The sequence below is a fragment of the Yersinia sp. 2541 StPb PI genome (assembly GCF_052217145.1).
Taxonomy (GTDB): Bacteria; Pseudomonadota; Gammaproteobacteria; order Enterobacterales; family Enterobacteriaceae; genus Yersinia; species Yersinia enterocolitica_E.
Window position 1 is genome coordinate 3,357,681 of sequence record NZ_JAZGQB010000001.1, and the last position, 24,304, is coordinate 3,381,984.

The window sequence follows — 24,304 nt, forward strand, 5'->3', positions numbered from 1 at the left end:
CTCGATAATGAAGATATCTCCCTCCCTGATGTGTATGGATTTGCTGAAATTTAAAGAGCAAATTGAATTTATTGACCAAAATGCGGACTATTTTCACATCGACATTATGGATGGCCATTTTGTGCCTAACCTGACACTGTCCCCCTTTTTCGTCAGCCAAGTGAAACGTATCGCTAACAAACCACTGGACTGCCACTTAATGGTGACGCGCCCGCAGGATTACATTGCGCCTTTGGCAAAAGCGGGCGCAGACTTTATCACGCTGCACCCAGAAACCCTCAACGGGCAAGCATTTCGCTTGATCGAGGAGATCCGCAGTTTAGGGATGAAAGTCGGCCTGATCCTCAATCCAGAAACACCGGTCGATAGCATGAAATATTACATTCATAAAGCAGATAAAATAACCGTCATGACGGTGGACCCTGGCTTTGCCGGACAGCCATTTATCCCTGAAATGTTAGATAAAATTGTTGAACTGAAAGCCTGGCGTGAAAAAAACCAGCTTAATTATGAAATTGAAATTGATGGTTCTTGTAATCAGGCAACTTACCAACGTCTGATTGAGGCTGGGGCCGATGTGCTAATTGTTGGCTCTTCTGGGCTGTTCAATCATGCCTCTGATATCGATAAAGCCTGGGCGCTGATGTCGCAACAAATCATTCATGCCAAGAGTGAGGTGTTACAGCATGCCTAAATATGACGTGGTGATCGGGGTCGATATGGGGGCGACCCATATCCGCTTTTGTTTACTCAAGCGCGATGGTGTGATGCTTCATTGTGAGAAGTTACGTACCGCTGATGTCATTGCCTCGGGGTTAGTTGCTGGATTAAGCGCCCGACTGCATCAATATCTTGAACGTTATAATGCATGCTGCCAAGGGCTGGTCATGGGGTTCCCGGCACTGGTAGAGAACGACAAAAAGAGCATTATTTCCACGCCAAATTTACCGTTAACCTCGACTGACCTGGCGGGGCTGGCCGATAAGCTGAGTGCGGCGCTACACTGCCCGGTTCAATTCGAGCGTGATGTTAATATGCAACTCTCCTATGACGTACATGAACATCAACTTGAGCGGCAATTGGTGCTCGGTGCTTATCTTGGTACCGGCATGGGGTTTGCTATCTGGATGAATGGCGCCCCCTGGACTGGAGCACACGGCGTAGCAGGTGAATTGGGGCATATCCCCATGGGAGATGATGAAAAGCAGTGTGGATGCGGCAATTACGGCTGTTTGGAAACCACCTGCTCCGGCTTAGCATTACGCCGATGGTATGACAGCACGCCGCGCGAGTTTGAGCTAAGTGAACTGTTTCTCTATGCCACCGGGCAGCCGTTTATTGTGCAGTTTATGCAACGAACGGCGAAAGCCATTGCCACCAGCATTAATCTGTTTGATCCCCATGCGATAGTGCTCGGCGGCGGGGTGATGGATATGCCGGGTTTCCCACTAGAAGCATTGATCCGGCAAATACGAACTTATTTGCGCCGCCCGCTTTCCCATGACGTAGTGCGCTTCGTGCAAGCTTCATCGTCAGCATTTAACGGTGCCAGCGGCGCTGCGACAATAGCCAGTAAACAGTGGTTTATTTGACTGAACCCACGTGTTCTTAAACGATGTCCTCTGCACCAGATATCGGCATATTGAGTCGCATGCTGATTATCTGCCCCGCAGCAGACCGGATTTCAAGTCGCCAGTGTTACCCTCCCTGACTCAGGGCTGCCCACCGCCCATACCGGTTTTAAACAATATTCTCCGTTGCCGACCGGTATAATTTTAACATGCTGGTCTGACTTATTTTAATATCTTAGCTGCCTGTGCAAGGTAGTCGCTCTTCGACAGTCATATTATCAATATATTCTTTAGCTAATTATTTGCTGAAATTGATATTCTATTTTTCGCATATTTAAAGACGAAATTATTCTGTAGAACTGCCATTTCAAATAGTCATCCTCATGATATAGTCAAATCCTATTATTTCACCAATAAGATTCACAATAAGTGTAATTAACCACTCTTTTCATGTTGTTTTTACAAAAAACTATATATTAGATAATTTTATATAACGGGGAAGTACTATCTTATGCGCAAAATAACTTATTTAATAACAACATTAGCTATCACACTGAGCACCTTTGCATTGTCAGCTAATGCTGCGCCGAAAGGCAAAGACGCTCCGGTGACGATTTTAGTTTCAGCATTAACATACAGTTTTCCTCATTTTGTTTTTCTACAAGAGCAACTTGAAGATGAAGCTAAAAAATTAGGTAATATAAAAATCATTCGCTCTGATGGCCAATTAAGCGCACCTAAACAAATTGCCGATATTGAAGCAGCAATTGTTCAAGGGGTTGATGGCATTATTATTGCCCCAGCCGATGCAACCGCTCTGGCTCCCGTATTACGTAATGCGATTAAAGAAGGTATTTCCGTGGTCACTATTGACCGCCCGGTAAATGGGGTACCCGAAGTTATTGCCAATGTAGCCGCAGATAATTTGATTGGTGCACAGCGCCAAGGGGAAGCCGTAGCAAAATTATTCCCTCAAGGAGCCACTATTATTAACTTACAGGGCATTCCGGGCGACAAAACAGCAAATGATCGTAATAAGGGTGTGCATGACACGTTGGATAAGCAGCCTGAACTTTACAAATTTGTTGCCGAGCAAACCGCACGCTTTAACCGTGACCAGGGCTTATCTGTTACAGAAAATCTGTTAACTGGCCTGGCTGAGACCCCAACAGTTATTGTTGCAGCTAATGATGACAGCGCATTAGGGGCCGCCCAAGCGGTTGAAGCTCGAGGCTTAAAAGGCAAGATTGCTATCTTTGGTTACGATGGTTCAACTGATGCATTGAAAGCGGTACGAGACGGTGTACTCACCGCGACAATCGATCAGTACCCAGGGAAACAAGGCCGAGAGGCAGTAAAAATTCTGACCGATTACATCCGTACAGGTGCTCGCCCGGCAACAGCAGATGTCTTGGTTAGCCCTGTCGCAATTACCAGCAAAAATCTTAATGATGCAGAACGAATCGGGCTCGTAAAATAATGTCGTCCGCTATGTTATCACTCTCATCGCCACCCGATTCTCCGGAAATCAATCGGGAAATAGATGAATATATTAGTGTCAGGAATCTGACCAAATTATTTTTTGGTCAGACGGTGCTTGATAACGTCTCTTTTTCTTTGCAGGTGGGGGAAATAAGAGCGTTATTAGGCGAAAATGGGGCCGGTAAATCAACACTAATTAATATATTAAGTGGCGTGCACCAACCTGATGGCGGCACTATTATTTTGCAAGGTCATACGGCCTCATTTAATAAACCACTTGATGCCTGGAAGGCGGGTATTACAACTATTCATCAGGAATTTAGCCTGTTCCCTGATTTAACGGTGGCCGAAACTATTTTCACCGGACATTTACCGGTGAATCGATTTGGTTTTGTCCGTTGGAACACCATAGTGAAAGATGCGCACCACGTATTGGCATTACTTGGCGTGACTATCAATCCCTTACGCAAGATTGCTGAATTAAGCATTGCTGAACAGCAGTTAGTTGAAATTGCACGGGCGCTAACCTCCAAACCCCGATTAATTATTATGGATGAGCCAACCGCTGCATTAAGTCCAACGGAAGTGGATAAATTACAACAGGTGGTACGTACCATTGCTAAAAGCGGAGTGGCTGTTATTTACGTCAGTCACCGCCTTGAAGAAATTAAAACCTTATGCCAAACCTACAGCGTGTTAAGAGATGGTCTACTGGTCGGAGAAGGAGACGTCAAAGATATCTCTATTGAGAGTCTGGTCCGTTTGATGGTAGGGCGCGATTTAGCACAGTTCGACCGCAATGCGAGCCATATTACAGGTAGCAATATTCTGGAAGTCGAAAACCTGTCGAGTGCAGCGACGGGAGCTGAACGTGTCACCGTACGTAATGTCAGCTTTACGGCCAGGGCGGGTGAAATTGTCGGTTTTGCCGGGCTGGTAGGGGCCGGAAGAACTGAGATTGCCCGGCTGTTATTTGGCGCAGACCCAATAGGAAGCGGGACATTACGTATTAAGGGCAAAGCCTACCACCCGGCCTCCCCCCGTGATGCAATTGCTGCCGGTATTGGTCTGGTGCCGGAAGACCGTAAGCAGCAAGCCTTGTTTATGTCGCTCACGGTGGAAGAGAATTTCGCGATTATCTACTCCCCTTTACGCACGAACCGCCACGTCATTGATCGTCAACGTGAACGGATTTCCTTTCTTGATTTTAAAAAACAGCTAAACCTGCGCGCCGTCAGTTTAGGGGCCAATATTGCCACCTTATCAGGGGGCAATCAGCAAAAGGTAGTACTGGCACGTTGGATGGCTCAGCACCCAGCGTTGCTGATTGTCGATGAGCCGACGCGCGGCGTCGATATTGCCGCAAAAGCGGATGTCCACCGGTTGCTACGTGATATGGCGGCAAAGGGTGTCGCTATCATTCTGATTTCCTCGGATTTACCTGAAGTCCTTGCCGTCAGTGACCGTATTCTCACTCTGCGCGCCGGTCAATTGACCGGGGAGTTGTCGGCACAGGAAGCGAATGAAGAAAACGTTATGCAATTAATGACGCGCCCTATTGCGCAAGTGTGAATTAATTTATTGGATTAGAGATATGACTATGAGCTCGACAATCCTGATTAAAAATCAAAACAGCAATAAGAAAAAAGCTCTTCTGGCGCGTTATGCCCCACTTATTTTTCTTGTGTTGCTGATGGCGCTATTTACGTTATTGGCTCCGCGTTTTCTCTCATCAATCAATCTTTTTAATATTGTCAGGCAAGTTTCTATCTACGGCATTATCGCGGTGGGAATGACATTTATTATTCTGACCCGTGGCATTGATTTATCCGTCGGGGCGATTGCCGCTTTATCGGGAATGGTCGCCGCGGTAGTCGCCAAAGGCGGTATTGAAGGCCAGTTTATGCTGTTCTCTGATGGGCGGGAAATTGCCTGGCAATGGGCAGCATTGGCCGCAATTATCACCGGCGGACTAGCGGGCGCATTACAAGGATTGATTATTGCCCGCCTGACTGTACCCGCCTTTGTCGTGACCTTGGGCGGGCTGACCGTATTTCGCGGGCTAACGCTGATGATAAGTAATGGCAGCCCGGTCAGTGGGGTTGATGAAGCCTTTGGTTGGTGGGGGCGTGGCATGGTTGGCCCGGTTCCGGTGCCAGTCATCGTCTTTGCGCTGGTCGCGATTATTGCCTCACTCACGTTGCACTTTACCCGCTATGGCCGATCCATTTATGCCATTGGATCGAATCCTGAAGCGGCACGTTTATGTGGCCTGAATGTGAAAGGCGTGGTGACCAGTGTTTATGCGCTAACCGGATTATTCGCCGGGCTAGGCGGCTTTTTACTCACCGCACGCCTGAATTCGGCAGAAGCCGTGGCGGGTAACCAGTATGAATTGTATGTGATAGCGGCGGTAGTTATTGGTGGCACCAGTTTGTATGGCGGAACCGGCAGTATTTGGGGAACGGTAATTGGCACACTGCTGATTGGTGTGTTGTTAAACGGACTGGTCATTCTAAATATATCCCCATACATACAGCAGTTGCTGATCGGCATCATTATTGTTGCCGCCGTGACATTTGATATTTTCATCAAGAGGCAAAAAAGATGAGCAGAGCTATCTTCCTTACCGGCACCTCTGTCATCGAGGCGGCCAAACAAACTCTGTCCGCAACCTCTTTATCCGCTGAATTTGACAATGGATCTTTACGTTGGATTCGCTGGCATGGCGTAGAAATTTTACGGGCGGTGACCTTCTTGGTTCGCACTCCGGGATGGGGAACGCCAGAACCGCAGATTAGTGGGTTGGATATTCATCAGAGTGATGATGCCTTTGAAGTGAACTATCAGGCACATTACGTTAATGGCAGCGAACAACTCAGGGTCAATATCCACTTTGCAGGCCGTAGCGATGGAACATTGTCAGCAAGCGCCCGTATTGCTGCCGACACCTCTTTTGAAACCAATCGTACCGGTTTTGTTGTACTGTATCCCTTGGTCGGGTTTGCCGGTACCACCGTTCATGTCGAACATGCGACGGGAGAAAGTACCGATTTAACCATCCCTGATGCCATCAGCCCTGGGCAACCTATATTCAATATTCGGGCAATTACCCATCGGCCGATTGAGAATATCTCCGTTGTCACTCGATTTGATGGTGATATTTTTGAAGCCGAAGACCATCGCAATTGGTCGGATGCCTCTTTTAAGATATACAACCGCCCGATTGGTTTGCCTTATCCCTATCGCTTGCTACCAGAGCAGGTGTTGCATCAATCAGTCATCATTCATATCAGCGACAACACCAACCGATCACCAGATAAACCGGTCATTGATGCGGCACCCATTGCCCGCGTGGATGTTGGCGCGCTAACCCAACAATCCATGCCAGCCATTGGCTTGGGGCTGTCTGCTGATGAGAGTGCACAGGCTATCGCTTATACATCACAACTGGCCAATATTGGCCCGGTACATTTTTTGCTGCGCTATGACCCCTCCTCGTCACACAATATTGAACATCTCGCCGCCGCAAGCCAACTGGCTTCCCGCACAACGTTTCCGGTAGCGGTTGAATTACTGTTAACCGCCAGCCATGACCCGGCACCGGAGATAGCACAGGCAGCAAAACTGTTGCAAGATGTTGGCATCTCGCCGGTATCAGTGGCTATTTTCGCCAAAACGGATGAACGCTCATTCCAGCCCGGTGAGGTTCGCCCACCATCCCCCACTGATACCACTATCTATGCTGAAGCTAAAAACGCCTTCCCTGGTATTCCGGTAGGGGGCGGAAGCCCTGCATTCTTTACTGAATTCAACCGCAAGCGCCCTTCTCTTGGTGCATTTGATTTTATTACACATGCGACAACACCCACCGTTCATGCGGCGGATGATGCCTCAGTAATAGAAACCTTGCAGTCATTACCACACATCATTCGCTCCGCTCGGCACATCGCTGGCAATGTGCCATATCGCATTGGCCCTATTGGGATTGGCGCGCGGTTAAACCCATATGGCGAGGGTCCGGTCGTTAATCCGAATTCTGCCCGCGTGGGGCTGGCCGCGAATGATCCTCGCCAGCGCGGCCTATTTGCTGCGGCGTGGCATGTTGGCTACGCCGCCGTAATCGCAAAATATGGCATTGATAGCTTGGTTCTGGCGGCACCGACCGGGCCGTTTGGCGTGATTTCAACTAAACAGCGCTATGCCCGCCAGTGGTGGGATGAACAGAGTCAAGGTAGCGTGTATCCGTTATTTCATGTGGTGGCTGATTTGGCTTCCGCCAGTGGTAAACCGCGCCTTGAGGTGACATCAAGCAATGAAAAACTGGCCGTTATTGGCTGGCAGGAAAACCGTGAAAACATCTTGTTGATTGCCAATCTTGCCAGTGAACCGGTGAATGTCACGGTGGCAGATGTGGATCTTGTAAAGGTTCGTATCCTGGATGTTGCTCACAGTGAGCAGGCCGCACTATCACCACAGCTATTCCGCCAAGCAAGTGAGGCACGGGATATTGGTCAGGGCATCAGTCTGGATGCCTATGCGGTCGCAAGAATCAGTTATCAGAGACCATTAAATAAATGACTTCAAAACTGAAAGGGGCCGTTATTGGCTGTGGCTTTTTTGCCCAAAATCATCTGGCCGGTTGGAAAGATATTGAAGATGTCGACATTGTCGCGGTATGTGATCTGGATATTGAGAAAGCCAAAGCAGCGGCAGAGAAATTCGGCATCGCGCATTATACCGACGATGCTAATGCGCTGTTGGCGGCACAAACATTAGATTTTGTCGATCTTCCCACCACGATGGAAACCCATGAAGCCTTGGTTCGCACTGCGGTGTCACACCATATCGCGGTGATTGTGCAAAAACCGTTTGCGCCCGACCTTGCGGGATGCCGACGGATGGTTGCCATGGCACAAGCCGCGAATGTGCCGCTGATGGTCCATGAAGACTTTCGCTTTCAGAATGTATTCAGGGCCGCCAAAAAAATTATCGACCGTGGTGAATTGGGCCAATTAACCTTTGGCCGGCTCTCCTGGCGAACCGCCATTGATGTCTATTCGAACCAACCTTATCTGATAAAAGTTAAACGTTTCATGATCATGGACGTCGGGATCCACTTATTGGATCTGGCGAGATTCCTATTTGGCGAGGTTCAGGGGGTGTTTTGCCGCACGCAGCAAATCAAGGTGGGTATTGCCGGTGAAGATGCTGCCACCCTCTTGCTCTCACATGAGAATGGCGCAACGACAGTGCTCGATTTCAGCTATGCCTCACAACGCTATCCAGACCCCTTCCCACAAACATTGGTCGAGATTGAAGGTACCGCAGGCACCTTGTTAATTGGCGCCGATCAGGTGCTAACCCTCCATACCCAGGGTGAGTCCCGGCAAGAAAAGATCGAACATGACGCGCGTTCATGGACGAGTGAGCCATGGAAACAGATTCAGGACAGCGTGGTGCATACGCAACGCCATTTTATTGAGTGTTTGCGCCAGAATCGCGAACCGGAGACGTCGGGGCGGGACAGTTTATTAACCTATGGTTTGCTTGAGGCGGCCTATTTGTCAGCGGCCACTGCGCAGCAAGTTCTGCCCGAGAGAGATTAAGTATCACGAGGTGAAATGATGGGATTAGAAAATACACGGCCGCTGGGAAGATCAGGGTTTCAAATACCGACCATTGGGGTAGGAACATGCCCACTCGGCGAATTGTTCGAAGAAATTACTGAACAGGATGCGCAAGCAACACTAGAAACCGCATGGAATAGTGGTATCCGCTTATATGACACCGCACCTTGGTATGGGCGCGGCCAAGGAGAGCATAGAACCGGGCGATTTCTGTATAGAAAGCATCGTGGCGATTATGTGCTGTCAACCAAAGTAGGCCGACGCTTGTTAGCGCCCCGCTCGCGTGACACCTTCCAAACAGCACCCTGGCAAGGTGGCCTGGCCTTTGACCATGTCCATGATTACACCTATGACGGCATCTTGCGCTCGTATGAAGACAGCCTACAGCGATTGGGGATCAATAAAGTCGATATTTTATATATCCATGACTTAGATACTGGCTATTTCCCCCATGAGCAAGCGTTACTTGGCAAGTTAAAAGAGTTGGAGTCTGGCGGTTTCAGGGCATTGGAAGAGTTGAAAGCAGCCGGTGAGATTGCCGCGTTCGGGGCTGGAATTAATGAGCCGGGTATGATTAACCGCTTTCTGGATCGCTATCCCTTAGATGTGTTTCTGGTAGCGTCTCGCTACACCTTACTGGAGCAAGAGATCTACGCTGACGAGCTATTGCGGGCGCAACAACAAGGGGCCGGCATTGTCATTGGCGGCGTATTTAACTCCGGTGTATTGGCGACCGGCATCCATGATGGCGCACGTTATGACTATGGCAAATTACCGGTTTCTGTTGCTGATAGAGTCAAAAAACTGCAAGCCGTCGCGGCTGACTTTGCGGTGCCACTCGCGGCGGCCGCCTTGCAATTTCCGTTAGGATTCAGTGCCGTCACTAGTGTGCTGTACGGCCCCTCCAGATTCGCTGAAGTTACGCAAAATTCATTGAGTTTTCAGCATCCTATTCCAACAGCATTTTGGCATACCTTAAGAACGCAGGGGTTGATTGCGGAACATATTCCACTACCCGGCCTGCCGGTATAAACGCAGACCCGTTATTTTTACCAGGGGGTTTTATGACATACAAAACAATAATTTCTGCCAAAGAATTAGCTGAACATCTACATGATACCGATTGGGTCATTTTGGATGCACGCTTCACACTGGATGATGAAAGTTGGGGGCAAAGTCAGTACTTGGTGGGGCACATCCCCGGCGCTCACTATGCAAATTTGGCCACTGATTTATCTGGCACCGTCATTCCAGGGCATACCGGCCGGCGACCACTGCCACAAATTGATGTGTTTGCAAAAACGCTGTCTCAGTGGGGAATTGGCCCCAACACCCAAGTTATTGTGTATGACGCAAGCGGGGGATTGATGGCTGCATCACGAACATGGTGGATGTTGCGCTGGTTGGGACATGATGCGGTGGCGGTATTGGATGGCGGCTGGCCTTTATGGCTTAAGTCCGGTTACCCAACCACCATCGAGATTCCGCCACCGGCTTTTGCCACCTTCGTTGCGCAAGAGCGCCCTGATTATATCGCGAACGTAACGCTGGTCGATAACGTTCGCCAGAACCCTGAGTGGGCGGTGTTTGATTCCCGCTCGGAAGAAGGTTTCCATGGCGGGGGGGTCTATCATGATCCCGTTCGTGGCCACATTCTTGGCGCCAGGTTGGCTGACCGTGCGAACACGCTCGATAGCAATGGGCAATTTCGCTCACCACAAGAGTTACGCCAGCATTACACCCGCTTATTGGGGGATGTGCCGATTGATCGCACAGTATTTTACTGTGGATCTGGGGTCACTGCGGCACAGAATCTGTTGGCTGTAGCGCATGCCGGTCTGGGGGATGCCAAACATTATGTAGGTTCTTGGAGTGAATGGATTATTGATCCCACCCGTGCCGTTGAATTGTAGCTTTTCGTGGAGATACGGCGTTTAACATTTTATCTCAATGCTGGCTGTCGCGTCAGCAGGTCACTATCTGAAGGTATCTATGAGTAATATTATTGATAAGTTGTTTTCTTTACAGGGCAAAGTGGTGCTGGTTTCTGGGGCTGGCGGAGCGATTGGCAGTGTGCTGAGTAAGGCGCTGGCAAATGCTGGTGCGACCGTGGCATTACACGATATTGACATCGCACGTATCAAACCGGTGCAAGAAGCGATTGAAGCTGAAGGAGGCAACGCCTTATCGATTACCGCTGATTTGAGTGATGTCGCGGCTTGCCGACAGTTGGTCGATACCGTGTATGACAAACTGGGGCAGATTGATGTTTTGCTCACCAGTGCTGGTGTCAATCGCAGAAAACCTATTAAAGATGTCACTGCTGAAGACTTTGATGCCATCATTGATATTAATTTACGTAGCGTCTACTTTTTGGCACAAGCCGTCCAACCCTATATGGCGAAACAGGGTGGCGGTAAAATCGTTAATATCAGCTCACTTAGCGCGAAACATGCATTCAATACGATCTCTGTTTATGCCGCATCAAAAGCAGCCGTCAGCCAATTAACCAAGGCGATGGCCCGCGAATGGGTGGGTGACAATATTCAAGTTAATGCGATTGAACCTGGTTTTATTAAAACCGAATTTACGCGCCCCTTGTGGGATGACGAATATCGTTCAAAATGGTTCCAGAACTTTATTCCGCAAGGGCGTTTAGGTAACCCAGATGATTTGATTGGCGCGGTACTCTTTTTAAGCTCGTCTGCCTCGGCCTATTTGACCGGGCAAGCGATTACCATTGATGGTGGCGTGTTATCAGGTTCTTCATGGGTGAATCCAGAAATAGCCTAAATACCCGCCATCCTTACCAGCAATAAATCTGGTGTTATTTACAAGAATAGTTTTGATGTTATTTGAGACTTTTCTTGATCGTAATCAAGAAAAGTCTCACACAATAGGAACTCACTTCATTCTTTGCCGCATCTATCAAAAAACAGCTTTAATCCTATTATAGTTCCAAGAGAAAATGTGATACCTTCATCGCGCAAAAATATAAGGTAATATTCTTTTATCTGGAGTAAATAACTCTTGAGACTCAGCGTATTTCCTCCCAAGGCATATCACCACGGATAAACATTATATTTAATCTGTTCCAAGGACAGAGCCTCTCTTTTTGCAACGGGTTACATAACATCATTACATTACGTTTAATCTTTTTGAGGTTTTATGGACAAAACATTTTTGGCCGGAGCAATTAGTCTGTCTTTGATTACATTACCTGCTCAGGTATTGGCTTTTACACCGATTGTAGAGGGAATAACCGTCAACAATGAAGTCGTCGATAGTGGCGAACAAATTGTACGTAACGGTGGCGTCATTAATAATGGCTGGGTTTATGGCTCCACCAATAATGGAATAATGACGAGAGTCGCAATTGCTATCACCAACGGGAGCAGTGCCGGTACAGCCAATAATACCACCGTGGGTGATGGCGGTTGGTTACAGGTTACCGATGCTTTTGCAACCGGTACTGTTGTTAATCAGGGCGGGTTGCTTGAGGTTAAAACCGCAGGGATCGTGACAGATAGCCAGATAAATAATGGCGGCTATATGACCCTGGGACTCAATAGCCAGTCGAAAGGTTATCTTAATATCGCGGCGGGTGCGGAACTGTTTATTACCAATAACGATACCTATACCAGCGATGTGACCACCAACAATCCCGCCCTGCCTGCCAATGTCACCATTGAGAACCTCAATGTGGCTGGCTTAGTCGACATTGGCCCTTCCTGGATAGGAGCAAGTGTGGTGCCGGTTTCTCCTCCTGAAGTCTTGGGACCGGTGCTGGTTACCCGCATCAATAATGTGACGATGCAAGGGGGGGATATCAACCTGCTGCCCTATTCTGCCGGCGGGCAATTTAACCGGCTGGAGATAGAGAATCTGTCTGGTCAGGGTAATTTTGCGATGACTACCCAGCTTGCCAGCAATGCCGGTGATTTTATTACGGTCTCGCAGCAGGCGACCGGCCAATTTGGTATTACCGTTCAGGACAGCGGTAAAGAACCGCAATCTGCCAACAGCCTGGCCTTGGTGCATATTAATCGTGGCGATGCTCAGTTCCGTTTGCTTAATGCGGGCGGCGTGGTGGATTTAGGCGTTTACCAATACGGGCTATACAGTCAGGAAAGCAATGGCAGTACTGACTGGTATTTAGCTACCAAGGCAGCCGACCTCCCCGGCATAACGCCGAACAGGCCAAACACGGCGGTTCCCGTGCTCAGCTCTGCGGCACAAGGTGTGTTGAATATGGCGGCAGCACCACGGCATATCCTGAATGCGGAATTGAGTACCTTGCGCCAGCGCCAGGGCGAGTTGAAAACCGATGCTGATGGCACCGTCGGCGTTTGGGCGCGTTATCTCACCGATGATAGCCGCTTGTCCGACAATAAAAACGTCGCTTTCAAGAATACCTTGAACGGTATGGAGATCGGGGCAGATAAACAATTGGGATTGAACCGGGGTAATGTGCTAATTGGGGCATTTACCGGCTACAGTTCATCCGATGTCAAAGCCACTCACAGTGCGGGGGCCAATGGTGATATTCGCAGTTACAGTGGTGGCCTCTACCTAACCTACCTGGATAAAAGCGGACTTTATATTGATACGGTGTTGAAAGCTAACCGTTTTAATAATGAACTGAGTACGCAAAGCGCGCGGGCGGAATACAGCCAGAATGCGTTTACCGCCTCGGTAGAAAGTGGCTATCAGTTACCTGTTTATAACAACCTGGTACTGGAACCCTATGGCAAAGTGAGTTATTCACGTATAGGTAGTGCAGATTATACCCTCAGTAACGGAATGGCTGCGGACGTGGCGAAAGCAGACAGTGTGCAAGGTGAGTTAGGCACGATATTGTCGGCTTCTTATACCGTCAATCAAATGGCAGTCAAGCCTTACGTTAAACTGGCTATTGCCCGTGAATTTATCAAAACGAATACCGTCGCCATTAACGGTATTGGCTTCGATAACAATTTCTCCGGTAATGTCGGCAAATATGGTGTGGGTATTGATGCCACCGTTGCCAGTAACACTTCTATTTTTGCTGAAGTGAATTATCTCAATGGTTCAAAAATTGAAACACCGGTAACAGCTAATATCGGATTCCGCCTACGGTTCTAATTTTTCTGCCCCTCCTCTGAGGGGCATCTTATTTACGGCGATATTTATTACTCCCTCTCTTTTATTTTTTATTCAAAAAAAGACAATCAACAAGATATTTCCCACAAAAACGCCTTTTTGTAGGATATTTCCCATGAATCACACGAGTTATTTCTCATATTTTCTTATATTCTGAAAATAGATTGAAAATAACGTTTACCTAGGCATAATGCGGCGAAATTTTATTCAGCCCTTTTATTCTGCCCCAGCCGGGCAAAGAGGATATGCCCTGTGCTGCGCGCCTGTTATTTCTCCTTTATCGCGAGTGTGTTATTCCCGTTACTGGCTATTTCGCCTGTCAGTTATGGCGCGGAATTCCCCCCCGTTGAGCAAAGTATTCATCAACAGGCCCGGCAACGGGCACTGGAAGAGCGTTTGGCCCCCGCAACACCGGATGTGCGCTTATCAGCGCCAGCGGCCTCTTTGGGCCGTATTGTCTTCCCGGTTGAGCACCCCTGCTTTGCCATTGATCGTATAAAAATCAGTGGCGCAGAGCCATTACCTCGCTGGTTGCCACTGCAACGTATCGCCAATCAGGCGCAAGGACAGTGTTTGGGCGGCCAGGGCATTAACCTGCTGATGAGCCAGATGCAAAACCGCCTGATCGACCATGGCTATGTCACCACCCGGGTACTGGCCCCGCAGCAGGACTTAAACCGCGGCACGCTGGCGTTACACGTGGTGCCCGGCAAAATACGCCATGTTGAGCTGACGCCCGGCAGTGACCGCCATGTCACGTTGTTCAGTGCCTTCCCTGCCCGCCCTGGTAACCTGTTGGATTTGCGTGATATCGAGCAAGGACTGGAGAACCTACAGCGCGTCCCCACCGTGCAAGCCAGCATGGAATTGGTCCCGGGTGATGCCCCCGGCGAGACCGATATCGCCCTGAGCTGGCAGCAGAGCAAAATGTGGCGGCTGGCGGCTTCACTGGATGACTCCGGCACCCGCAGTACCGGCCGTTATCAAGGGGGCGCAACCCTGTTTCTGGATAACCCGCTTTCGCTGAGTGACCTGTTTTATGTCTCGGCTGGCGGTTCAATAAAGAATCGCGGCGATAAAGGCACCAATAACCTGACCGGCCACTACTCGCTGCCGTTCGGTTACTGGACCGCGGGCATCACCGCCAGCAGCTATGACTACCACCAGACGGTGGCGGGCCTCAATGGCGATATCCATTACCGGGGGGAGACGGAGAACGTCACGCTGCAACTCAGCCGCCTGCTGCACCGCAATGCCAGCCAAAAAACTACCCTGACCTACGATGTGCTGACCCGCTCGTCGAAAAACTATATCAATGATACCGAAATTGAAGTGCAGCGCCGCCGTACCTCGGCCTGGCGTGTCGGGCTGGAACATCGCCACTTTATCTCGCAGGGCACACTGGACGCAGGTATCAGTTACCAGCGCGGCACCCGCTGGTTGGGTGCAGTACCGGCACAAGAAGAGTATTTCGGCGAAGCCACTGCCCTGAGCAAAATTCTGCGTTTGAATGCGCAACTGGATATTCCTTTTGTGGTTGCGGCGCAAAACGTCCATTACAACCTGCAATATCAGCGGCAAAGCACCAACACACCCCTGACACCACAGGATCAATTCTCCATCGGCGGCCGCTGGTCGGTGCGCGGATTTGATGGCGAACGCACGCTGAATGCCGATCGCGGCTGGACAGTGCGCAATGATCTCGGCTGGTATACCCCGCTACCAGGCCATGAACTGTATGTCGGCGTGGATTACGGCGAGGTCAGCGGTCGCAGCGACCCTTATCTGCTGGGCCACCATCTGGCGGGCAGTGTCGTCGGTGTGCGCGGCACTGTGCTCAATACCCGTTATGACCTGTTTGCTGGCAAGCCGCTGTCAAAACCTGATGGCTTCAAAGCCGACTCAGTGACGGTGGGCTTTAACCTGAACTGGCAATACTGATGCACCTTATTAACCCTTTAGCTGTTGAGAGTCACCATGAATAAGAACCTGTACCGTATCGTATTTAACAAGGCGCGTGGCTTATTAATGGTGGTAGCCGATATCGCCGCCTCCGGTCGGGCCGCCTCGTCGCCCTCGTCAGGTCTTGGGCATACTCAACGCCGCCGTATCAGTGCCTTATCGTCGCTGAGTTTTAGTCTGTTACTGGCCTTGGGCTGCGTCTCGTTATCCGCGCAAGCCAATATTGTCGCCGATGCCAGTGCGCCGGGTAACCAACAGCCGACCATTATCAGCAGTGCCAACGGTACGCCACAGGTCAATATCCAGACACCCAGTAGCGGTGGGGTTTCGCGTAACGTTTACAGCCAGTTCGATGTTGATAATCGCGGGGTGATCCTCAATAACGGCCACGGTGTCAACCAGACCCAACTCGGCGGTTTTGTCAACGGTAACCCGTCGCTGGCGCGCGGTGAAGCCAGTATTATCCTCAACGAAGTCAACAGTCGCGACCCGAGTAAACTTAACGGTTATATCGAGGTCGCTGGCCGCAAAGCGCAGGTGGTTATCGCCAACCCATCAGGCATTACTTGTGATGGCTGCGGCTTTATCAACGCCAACCGTGCGACCTTAACCACCGGTCAGGCACAGCTCAATAACGGCCAACTCACTGGCTACAATGTGGATCGCGGTGAGATTGTTATTCAGGGCAAAGGTCTGGACAGCAGCCGTCAGGACCATACCGACCTGATTGCCCGTTCGGTTAAAGTCAATGCCGGTATCTGGGCCAATGATCTAAAAGTCACCGCCGGACGCAATCAGGTTGACGCCGCGCACCAAAATATTACCACCAAAGCCGACGATGGCAGCGCCCGCCCTACCGTGGCGGTGGATGTCGCCAATTTGGGTGGCATGTACGCCGGTAAAATTCGCCTGATCGGGACTGAAACCGGTGTCGGGGTGCGCAATGCCGGTGAGATAGGGGCGTCAGCCGGTGATATCACTATCACGGCGGATGGCATGCTGGTCAACAGCGGTCAGATCAACAGTGCTCAACATTTGGCGGTGAATACCGCCGCCGGTATAGCGAACGCAGGTGTGCTCTATGCGCAGGGCAATACCCAGCTCACCACCGCAGGCAAGTTGAATAACACCGGCACTGTCGCGGCGGCGGGTGATACCTCGCTGCGCGCGGCAGAAGTCAATAGTAGCCGCAACTCGGTACTGGGTGCCGGTGTCAAGTCCGACAACAGCGCGATCACCAGTGGCACCTTGCGCGTTGATGCCAGCGGGATGTTAACCGCCCAAGGCAAAAATATTAGCGGGACGGCGCAAGTGCTTAACGCGCACAGTATCGATCTGAGTGGCAGCCAAACACAGAGCCGTGACCTGACACTCACCGCACAAGGTGGCGCTATCGATCTCACCGGCGCTGAACTGTTAGCCAGTGGCAACCTGTCTGCGTCGACCGCCGCGCTGTTACGTACCGACAGCGCCAGACTGATTGCGGATCAAGTGACGCTGAACGCCCAATCGCTCTCCAATGTTGGCGGCGTGATAGCGCAAACCGGTACCACGGACTTCAACCTGAATCTGCCGGGTGATGTCGATAACCGGGGTGGCACCCTGCTCTCTAAAGGCAATGTGGCGGTCAATGCACAGCGCCTGGATAGCAACGGGGGCAGCCTGTTAGCGGCGGGCGTACACAGTGATGGCCGCCTGATGGATAGCGGTGACTTGAGGGTAACCACCCGTCAGGAGCTGATCGCGCAAGGGCAGACCCTCGCCGCCGGTGCAATGACGCTAACCGGTAGCCGGGTTGATTTGACCGACAGCCATACCCAAGCCCGAGAGATAGACATCACCGCCAACAGTGGCGATATCAGTACGCAGCGCGCCAATATTCTCGCCCTTGGAACGCTGACCATTAATGCGGGGGCAAGTGCCGAGCAAACCCTCAATAACCAGAGTGGCACACTGGCGGCGAATAACATCGCATTGAATCTGGGCCAGCTTGACAATAACGCAGGCAAGATAGTTGCCAGTCAGGATCTGACCCTTGATTTACAGCGTGATTTCAGCAATCTGGCCGACTCGACACTGCAGGCCGGACATGATTTAACCTTAACCACCCGCGGCGCGTTAACCAATGACGGGCAATTATTAGCGGGTGGCAAACTCAGCACCGGCTCAAGCAGCTTGCTCAATAGTGGCCATATTATTGCGACGCAAGCCAGCCTCAGCGCAGCGGGCGCATTAATTAACCGTGGTGAGATATTAACCCGCGGGCGACTTGATACCGACTCCAATACCCTGTTCAACACCGGCACCCTGATCAGTGCCGAAGCCACGCTTAAAGCACGGGAGCGTATTACCAACTCCGGCCCTGGTGCCCTGATCGGTGCCACCGATGAAAACGGCACCTTAGCCTTGTTGGCACCGGTAATTGAAAACAGTGATACCGTCACCAACACTGATTCCGCCCCAACCACCACCCTTTTAGGCATGGGCAAGGTTATCTTTGCCGGTGCGTTGGACAATAGCGGCAATTATCTGGCGGCGGCTCAGGTGCTCAATATTTCGGGTTTGATTGAATCCGGCAAAGATATGTTGATTTACGCCACGACGCTGACCAATCGCCGTCATATTCTCACCGCCAATAGTAACTTTGTTGTGGCCGACACCGTGAATGGGTCGGCGGTCTGGACAGAAGAAAACCCTGATATTCCAGGCGGACGCTACAGTGAACCCGAACATGGCGGGGCAAATAATAGCGATTATATCGGCACCGATTATACGTCGACTATTGCCTATAACAGCATTGATCAAATCAGCCCAGAGGCACAACTGCTGGCCGGCGGGAACCTGACGCCGCAGGTCAGCACGCTGGAAAACTTCTGGAGTAAAGTGAGCGCACAGGGCGAGATTTCACTCTCTGGCGTCACGTTGCAACAGGATGGCTGGGGCAGCGCACAACGCCTGATCGAACGCACCACCTCCAGCGGTCAGTGGAATTACCGTAACTATAAAGGCGGCTTGTGGAGCAGAAGTTGGGGGCCAGAGGTCAAAGAGCACGCGACTAACCAATATGCCGCCAGTATTACCGCACAAACCCTCAGCGGCAGTGGCACCACGATCAATAACGGTGCCAACCCCGGTGCCATTGCGCCTCCCCAGAGTAGCGACAATAGCGGAAAAGATCTGGCCATCGAGTTTAACGGTATCTCGCTGACACAGCCCAACGGTGGACTGTATAAGTTCAATACCGACTACACAGTCAGCGGCGGTTATCTGATTGAAACTAACCCGGCGTTTGCCAATCTGAATAACTGGCGCGGATCAGACTACGTGCTCCAGCAGTTGAATAGTAACCCGGATGTGATATTCAAACGCCTGGGGGATAACGCCTATGAACAGCGTCTGGTGCGCGATCAGGTACTGGCACTGACCGGTCAGGCGGTCGCCAGTGATTACCGCAGTGCACAAGAACAGTTCGAACAACTGTTTGCGGCGGGACTCGAGTACAGCAAGACGTTCAATCTTGCCCTTGGCACCCACCTCAGTGCCGAGCAGATGGCGGCATTGACCCGTAACATTGTGCTGATGGAAAGCCGCGAAGTCGCCGGGCAAACCGTGCTGGTGCCGGTGGTCTATCTGGCGGGGGTCAAGCCGGGCGATTTACAGGCCAACGGCGCATTAATTGCCGCCGAGAATATCAGCTTAACCGAGGTTCAGGGGTTCACTAATCAGGGCGCGATGAAAGCCGGCAATAACCTGAGCATTAGCATGGCGCAAGGCATCACGCTCAATAACCGCGGCGGCTTACTTCAGGCCGGTGGCAATATGCTGCTCAGTACACTGAACAGCGATATTGACCTGACCAGCGCGCGGTTAAATGCCACCAACCTGCAACTCGATAGCGGCCGCGATGTGATCCTACGCACCAGCAGTGAGCAACTCACCAGTGATAATGGTGCGGTTCAGCGCAGCCAAACCGTACTGGGGCCGCTGGCGAGTATCAATGTCAGTCATAACGCGACTATCAATACCGAACGTGATTTTATCATGCAAGGTGCCAGCCTCAATGTCGGTCAGGATCTTCAAGTCAATACGGGCGGCGACTGGCTGCTGAATACGGTACAAAGCAGCGACCAGATCAGCACGAATTATGGCAGTGGCAGCGCCACCAGTGAGCATATCCGCCAACTGGGCAGCGAGGTGAATGTCGGTGGTGCGCTGACGGCCAACGTCAACAACCTGACTGCGGTGGGGGCTAACATTAACGCCGGCACGGTGGATGTGCAGGCGCAGAACATTAACCTGAGTGCAGCGACCGACAGCCTGCACGTCACCGGCGAATCGTCGAGCAAGCGCCATACCAGTTCAGTGGATCTCTACGATGAAACGCTGCGCGGCAGCCAGTTGAACGCCACCGGCGATATCAATTTGCAGACGGCAAAAGACATCAATATCAGTGCCAGTGCGGTACAAACCCATGGCGCACTGAATCTGGCGGCGGGCGGTGATGTCACCCTCACCACCCAGACTGAACAGCATGATGCGCAGCGCACTCATACCGGCACCAAAAAAGGGCTGGCCTCCAGCACCACCACGCGTACCGAAGACAGTATTAGCCAGACGCTGGCGGTGGGCTCCATGCTGTCAGCCGGTTCTATCGATGTCAGTGGCAAAAATATCGCGGTCATCGGCAGTAACGTGGTGGCCGATAACGATATTAATCTGCGTGCAAAAGAGAACATCACCGTCGGCACTGCGCAACAGAGCGAGAGCGAATCTCACCTGTTCGAGCAGAAAAAATCCGGCCTGATGAGTACCGGCGGGATTGGTGTCACGGTGGGCAGCAACAGCCAAAAAACCACCGACACTGGCAAATCTATCTCCAACGTGGGCAGCACGGTGGGCAGTGTGTTAGGCAATGTCAGCATGACCGCCGGTGAAGATCTGACGGTGCAAGGCTCTGATGTGTTGGCCGGGAAAGACATCAATCTGACCGGCAAAAACGTCGCTATTTTGGCGGCGGAGAATCAAAGCAGCCAGACCCATACCGTTGAGCAAAAAAGTAGCGGCCTGACACTGGCACTGTCTGGCGCGGTTGGCAGCGCCCTCAATACCGCGGTCACCACCGCCAAAGATGCCCGCGAAGAGAGCAATGGCCGACTGTCTGCGCTGCAAGGGGTTAAAGCGGCACTCAGTGGTGTTCAGGCGGTGCAAGGTGGGCAACTGGCCGCAGTGAATGCCAGTGACCAAAATGCTATTGGCGTGAGCCTGTCTTATGGCAGCCAGTCGTCAAAATCAGAACAAGCCGTCAATCAAACCACCCACCAAGGCAGCAGCCTGACGGCGGGTAATAACCTGAATATCACCGCCACCGGTAACGGCGTGAAAGGGGCGGATGGCGATATTGTGGTGCAGGGCAGCCAGTTACAGGCGGGCAAAGACACCAGTCTGACGGCCAATCGCGATGTGATATTGCAATCAACACAAGAGACCCAAACGCTGGACGGCAGTAATAGCAGCAGCGGCGGTTCATTGGGGATAGGAATAGGTGCCGGTCAGGGCGGTTGGGGGATTAATGTCTCCGCCAGCCTGAACAAGGGTAAAGGCAGCGAAAGCGGCAACGGTGTGACTCACACGGAAACCACGATTAACGCCGGTAACCAGCTCAACATCACCAGTGGCCGCGATGCGGTGCTGCAAGGCGCGCAGGTCAGTGGGGAAACCGTCAAGGTGGATGTGGGGCGTGACCTGCTGCTGCAAAGCCAGCAAGACAGTGACCGTTACGATTCGAAGCAGCAAGACGCCAGTGTCGGTGGCAGCTTCAATTTTGGTTCGATGACCGGCAGTGCCAGCATCAATGCCAGCCGCGATAAAATGCACAGCAACTTTGACTCGGTGCAGGAGCAGACGGGTATCTTTGCCGGTAAAGGTGGCTTTGATATCACCGTGGGCGAGCATACTCAGCTCGACGGTGCGGTGATTGGCTCGACAGCCACTGCCGATAAAAACACACTGGATACCGGCACGCTGGGGTTCAGTGATATCGGGAATAAAGCGGACTTCAAGGTAGAGCATCAAAGTGTGGGCATCAGTACCGGCGGTAGCATCGGCGGTCAGTTTGCCGGGAATATGGCCAACGGCTTGTTGGTTGGCGCTAACAATGAAGGCCACGCCGACAGCACCACCCATGCCGCAGTCTCCGATGGCACTATCACGGTGCGTGACACGGATAAGCAACAGCAAAATGTTGATGACCTGAGCCGTGACGTCGAACACGCCAACAATGCGCTCTCCCCTATCTTTGATAAAGAGAAAGAGCAAAACCGCCTGCGCGAAGCGCAACTTATCGGTGAAATCGGCAGCCAGGTCAGTGATGTTATTCGCACACAGGGGCAGATTATCGCCACTAAAGCGGCGAATGAAAAAATGCAGGATGTGAGTGAGGCTGACCGTGACGCGGCTAAAGCAAGCTGGCAAAAAGCGAATCCGGGCAAGAACCCTACGGCAGAAGAGATTGATGGTCAGGTTTATAAAACGGCTTATGACAAGGCGTTCAATGAGTCAGGCTATGGCACCGGTGGCAAATTCCAGCAGGCGGCGCAGGCAGCAACTGCGGCTATCCAAGGCTTGGCCGGTGGAGATATGTCGAAAGCGCTGGCGGGAGCCTCTGCACCTTATCTGGCTGAAGTCATTCATAATATGACTACCGATCCGGTCACGGGTAAGGTGAATACTGAAGCCAATCTGATGGCCCATGCGGTATTGGGTGCGGTAGTGGCGCAGGTAAACGGCAACAGTGCACTGGCGGGCGCTTCGGGGGCAGTGATGGGTGAGTATATCGCCCAGCAGATGTATCCGGGGATCAAACGTGAAGACTTGACAGAAGAGCAACGACAAACCATCAGCGCATTGGGTACACTGGCAGCAGGATTGGCCGGTGGTTTGACCGGTGACAGCACCGCTGACGCCGTTGCCGGGGCGCAGGCTGGGAAGAATGCTCTGGAGAATAATAACCTTGCTATCTTGCGTACCGGTGCAGCCGCTTGTGCAGAGATAGCCGTTTGTAGCAAAGCGGTCATAGATCTTGGGTTTGGTGCTCTCATCGGTGTTGGTGTTGCCACATCGGCGATTGAAGAACTTTCTGGCGTACAGAAAACCAATGTTATGCTGGCTGCAATGTCAGGTGATCAGGAACAAATAGATAAACTGTCACCTTCCGAGCGAGCAGCCTACGAAGAATTAAAAAATGGTAAGGGTTTAATTACGGGGTTCCCTACTCCAGTTGATGATCCCACAGGCGGTAAGCTGGTAAATCCTGCGCCCGATCAAAATAAGGGAATGGCGTTGGTGACACCAGATAAAAGTGGTGAGAATGGTGCCAGTAATACTGGGAATATTGACGGCAAACCGAATACGGGTGGAAATAGCACGGTAACACCGATCCCAGAACAGAATAAAGATGATTTGGCTTATCTAGCCGAAGGTAGAGATAACCGGTTACCAATTCCTGAACCTATCGTGGCGAGTAATGGATTAAAAGTCGAATCAAATACCAAACATACACCAGGTGCCCAAGGATTCAGGCCAGATGCAGGTATTGAGCCAAGGAATTCTTTAGAGCTATTTGGTAGCTCAGTATCAGTCGATGGAAACAAAGCTCGCTATAGTATGGGAAATGATGGAGCTATTCATCGTTATTTCCCTGATAATGTAGGAACTTACCATTGGTCTGGAAGTACTGGTGATTCAAAAAATGCAATGCAGTTAGATAATAAGACAAAGGCCCAGTTACGTAAGCAAGAGGGATGGAAAATTAAATGATTATTGGTGATCCTTATCGAATTGCTATACAACTTGAGCAGCTAGATATTCTATGCTCCCCTAGTGGGGTTTTTAATTTTATTATCAATGGGTTATTCATCCCAGGCAAAGGGGTAACTATTGATCTTTACATTGTAATTTCCTCTTTGAAGGAGAGTTTAGATTTAGGTCTTAAAAAATATAATGCCGATATTGGCACTATCCCTATTGAAAAAATGGATTTCTCAGAAGGAGAACCTGAAAATTTAATACCGTTGAATGTTGCGGAACTATATGACTACGGTTGTAATTTTTGGCTAGGCTTTGATGGTAATGAAGAACGTTTGATTTATTCATTAGATTTCGAAAATAGTTTTTCCGAGAGTCGTTTTCCCCGAGGAACGGTTGAGGAATTAATTAGGAAGCTGCCTTTAGCTGATAGCTTAATTATGGATAGAAATGACGGTATTATAATCACAAAAATAAACTAATTTGTGAGTTTGATAATAGTAATCTCGGCCTTGGCTGAGATTACTGAAACCTAGTCCTAAATACTTCCATCTTTCACCGATAGCCTACAGGTCACCGGCAAAGTCTCCACCAAACTCCATAACGACTCAGTCGATCTCTATGATGAAACCCTGCTAGGCCGCCAGTTGAACGCCAGGGGCGATATCACTTTGCAGGCGGTGCAAGACATCACCCTCAATGCCAGCGCGGTGC

14 protein-coding genes are annotated in these 24,304 nt (G+C 50.9%); all 14 read left to right on the plus strand.

All coding sequences use genetic code 11. The annotated features are described in order from the left end of the window. The first annotated feature begins 7 nt into the window (after positions 1 to 7). Entirely contained in the window at positions 8 to 694 is a 687-nt protein-coding gene (gene alsE, locus V1953_RS15205) for a D-allulose 6-phosphate 3-epimerase (protein WP_083159717.1), read from the plus strand. Then, positions 687 to 1,592 carry an allose kinase gene (gene alsK / locus V1953_RS15210; RefSeq protein ID WP_083159719.1) on the plus strand — a complete coding sequence of 302 codons (906 nt, stop codon included), beginning with the start codon at positions 687 to 689 and terminating at the stop codon, positions 1,590 to 1,592. Before alsE ends, alsK begins: the two co-directional genes overlap by 8 nt. Before the next feature lie 490 nt (positions 1,593 to 2,082). Then, positions 2,083 to 3,051: a substrate-binding domain-containing protein gene (locus tag V1953_RS15215; protein ID WP_083159721.1), complete on the plus strand. Its 969-nt coding sequence runs from the start codon at positions 2,083 to 2,085 to the stop codon at positions 3,049 to 3,051. Further along, the gene (locus V1953_RS15220) at positions 3,051 to 4,625 is read left to right on the plus strand and encodes a sugar ABC transporter ATP-binding protein (RefSeq protein WP_442851089.1); all 1,575 of its coding nucleotides are present in this window, start codon (positions 3,051 to 3,053) and stop codon (positions 4,623 to 4,625) included. Before V1953_RS15215 ends, V1953_RS15220 begins: the two co-directional genes overlap by 1 nt. Positions 4,626 to 4,653: 28 nt before the next feature. Then, positions 4,654 to 5,664, plus strand: a complete 1,011-nt coding sequence (locus V1953_RS15225; protein ID WP_083163817.1) for an ABC transporter permease — start codon at positions 4,654 to 4,656, stop codon at positions 5,662 to 5,664. Continuing rightward, positions 5,661 to 7,634: a hypothetical protein gene (locus V1953_RS15230; protein ID WP_442851090.1), complete on the plus strand. Its 1,974-nt coding sequence runs from the start codon at positions 5,661 to 5,663 to the stop codon at positions 7,632 to 7,634. Before V1953_RS15225 ends, V1953_RS15230 begins: the two co-directional genes overlap by 4 nt. Continuing rightward, positions 7,631 to 8,662 carry a Gfo/Idh/MocA family protein gene (locus V1953_RS15235; RefSeq protein WP_083159725.1) on the plus strand — a complete coding sequence of 344 codons (1,032 nt, stop codon included), beginning with the start codon at positions 7,631 to 7,633 and terminating at the stop codon, positions 8,660 to 8,662. Before V1953_RS15230 ends, V1953_RS15235 begins: the two co-directional genes overlap by 4 nt. 15 nt (positions 8,663 to 8,677) lie before the next feature. Next, entirely contained in the window at positions 8,678 to 9,715 is a 1,038-nt protein-coding gene (locus V1953_RS15240) for an aldo/keto reductase (protein WP_442851091.1), read from the plus strand. A gap of 32 nt (positions 9,716 to 9,747) precedes the next feature. Next, positions 9,748 to 10,596, plus strand: coding sequence for a sulfurtransferase (locus V1953_RS15245; RefSeq protein ID WP_083159729.1), 849 nt, complete (start codon positions 9,748 to 9,750; stop codon positions 10,594 to 10,596). Between the two features lie 79 nt (positions 10,597 to 10,675). Beyond that, entirely contained in the window at positions 10,676 to 11,476 is an 801-nt protein-coding gene (locus V1953_RS15250) for an SDR family NAD(P)-dependent oxidoreductase (protein WP_227746551.1), read from the plus strand. 375 nt (positions 11,477 to 11,851) lie between these two features. After that, on the plus strand, positions 11,852 to 13,807 hold the full coding sequence (locus V1953_RS15255) for an autotransporter outer membrane beta-barrel domain-containing protein (protein ID WP_442848015.1): 1,956 nt from the start codon (positions 11,852 to 11,854) through the stop codon (positions 13,805 to 13,807). Between the two features lie 273 nt (positions 13,808 to 14,080). Then, entirely contained in the window at positions 14,081 to 15,766 is a 1,686-nt protein-coding gene (locus V1953_RS15260; protein ID WP_442851333.1) for a ShlB/FhaC/HecB family hemolysin secretion/activation protein, read from the plus strand. A gap of 36 nt (positions 15,767 to 15,802) precedes the next feature. Next, positions 15,803 to 23,602, plus strand: coding sequence for a hemagglutinin repeat-containing protein (locus V1953_RS15265; protein WP_442851092.1), 7,800 nt, complete (start codon positions 15,803 to 15,805; stop codon positions 23,600 to 23,602). After that, positions 23,599 to 24,072 carry an Imm42 family immunity protein gene (locus V1953_RS15270; RefSeq protein ID WP_019081662.1) on the plus strand — a complete coding sequence of 158 codons (474 nt, stop codon included), beginning with the start codon at positions 23,599 to 23,601 and terminating at the stop codon, positions 24,070 to 24,072. Before V1953_RS15265 ends, V1953_RS15270 begins: the two co-directional genes overlap by 4 nt. Positions 24,073 to 24,304 lie beyond the last annotated feature (232 nt).

Excerpts from the sequence above, each read along its gene's own strand:
- alsE (WP_083159717.1), top strand. The coding sequence starts at position 8 with ATGAAGATATCTCCCTCCCTGATGTGTATGGATTTGCTGAAATTTAAA.
- alsK (WP_083159719.1), top strand. The coding sequence starts at position 687 with ATGCCTAAATATGACGTGGTGATCGGGGTCGATATGGGGGCGACCCAT.
- V1953_RS15215 (WP_083159721.1), top strand. The coding sequence starts at position 2,083 with ATGCGCAAAATAACTTATTTAATAACAACATTAGCTATCACACTGAGC.
- V1953_RS15220 (WP_442851089.1), top strand. The coding sequence starts at position 3,051 with ATGTCGTCCGCTATGTTATCACTCTCATCGCCACCCGATTCTCCGGAA.
- V1953_RS15225 (WP_083163817.1), top strand. The coding sequence starts at position 4,654 with ATGAGCTCGACAATCCTGATTAAAAATCAAAACAGCAATAAGAAAAAA.
- V1953_RS15230 (WP_442851090.1), top strand. The coding sequence starts at position 5,661 with ATGAGCAGAGCTATCTTCCTTACCGGCACCTCTGTCATCGAGGCGGCC.
- V1953_RS15235 (WP_083159725.1), top strand. The coding sequence starts at position 7,631 with ATGACTTCAAAACTGAAAGGGGCCGTTATTGGCTGTGGCTTTTTTGCC.
- V1953_RS15240 (WP_442851091.1), top strand. The coding sequence starts at position 8,678 with ATGATGGGATTAGAAAATACACGGCCGCTGGGAAGATCAGGGTTTCAA.
- V1953_RS15245 (WP_083159729.1), top strand. The coding sequence starts at position 9,748 with ATGACATACAAAACAATAATTTCTGCCAAAGAATTAGCTGAACATCTA.
- V1953_RS15250 (WP_227746551.1), top strand. The coding sequence starts at position 10,676 with ATGAGTAATATTATTGATAAGTTGTTTTCTTTACAGGGCAAAGTGGTG.
- V1953_RS15255 (WP_442848015.1), top strand. The coding sequence starts at position 11,852 with ATGGACAAAACATTTTTGGCCGGAGCAATTAGTCTGTCTTTGATTACA.
- V1953_RS15265 (WP_442851092.1), top strand. The coding sequence starts at position 15,803 with ATGAATAAGAACCTGTACCGTATCGTATTTAACAAGGCGCGTGGCTTA.
- V1953_RS15270 (WP_019081662.1), top strand. The coding sequence starts at position 23,599 with ATGATTATTGGTGATCCTTATCGAATTGCTATACAACTTGAGCAGCTA.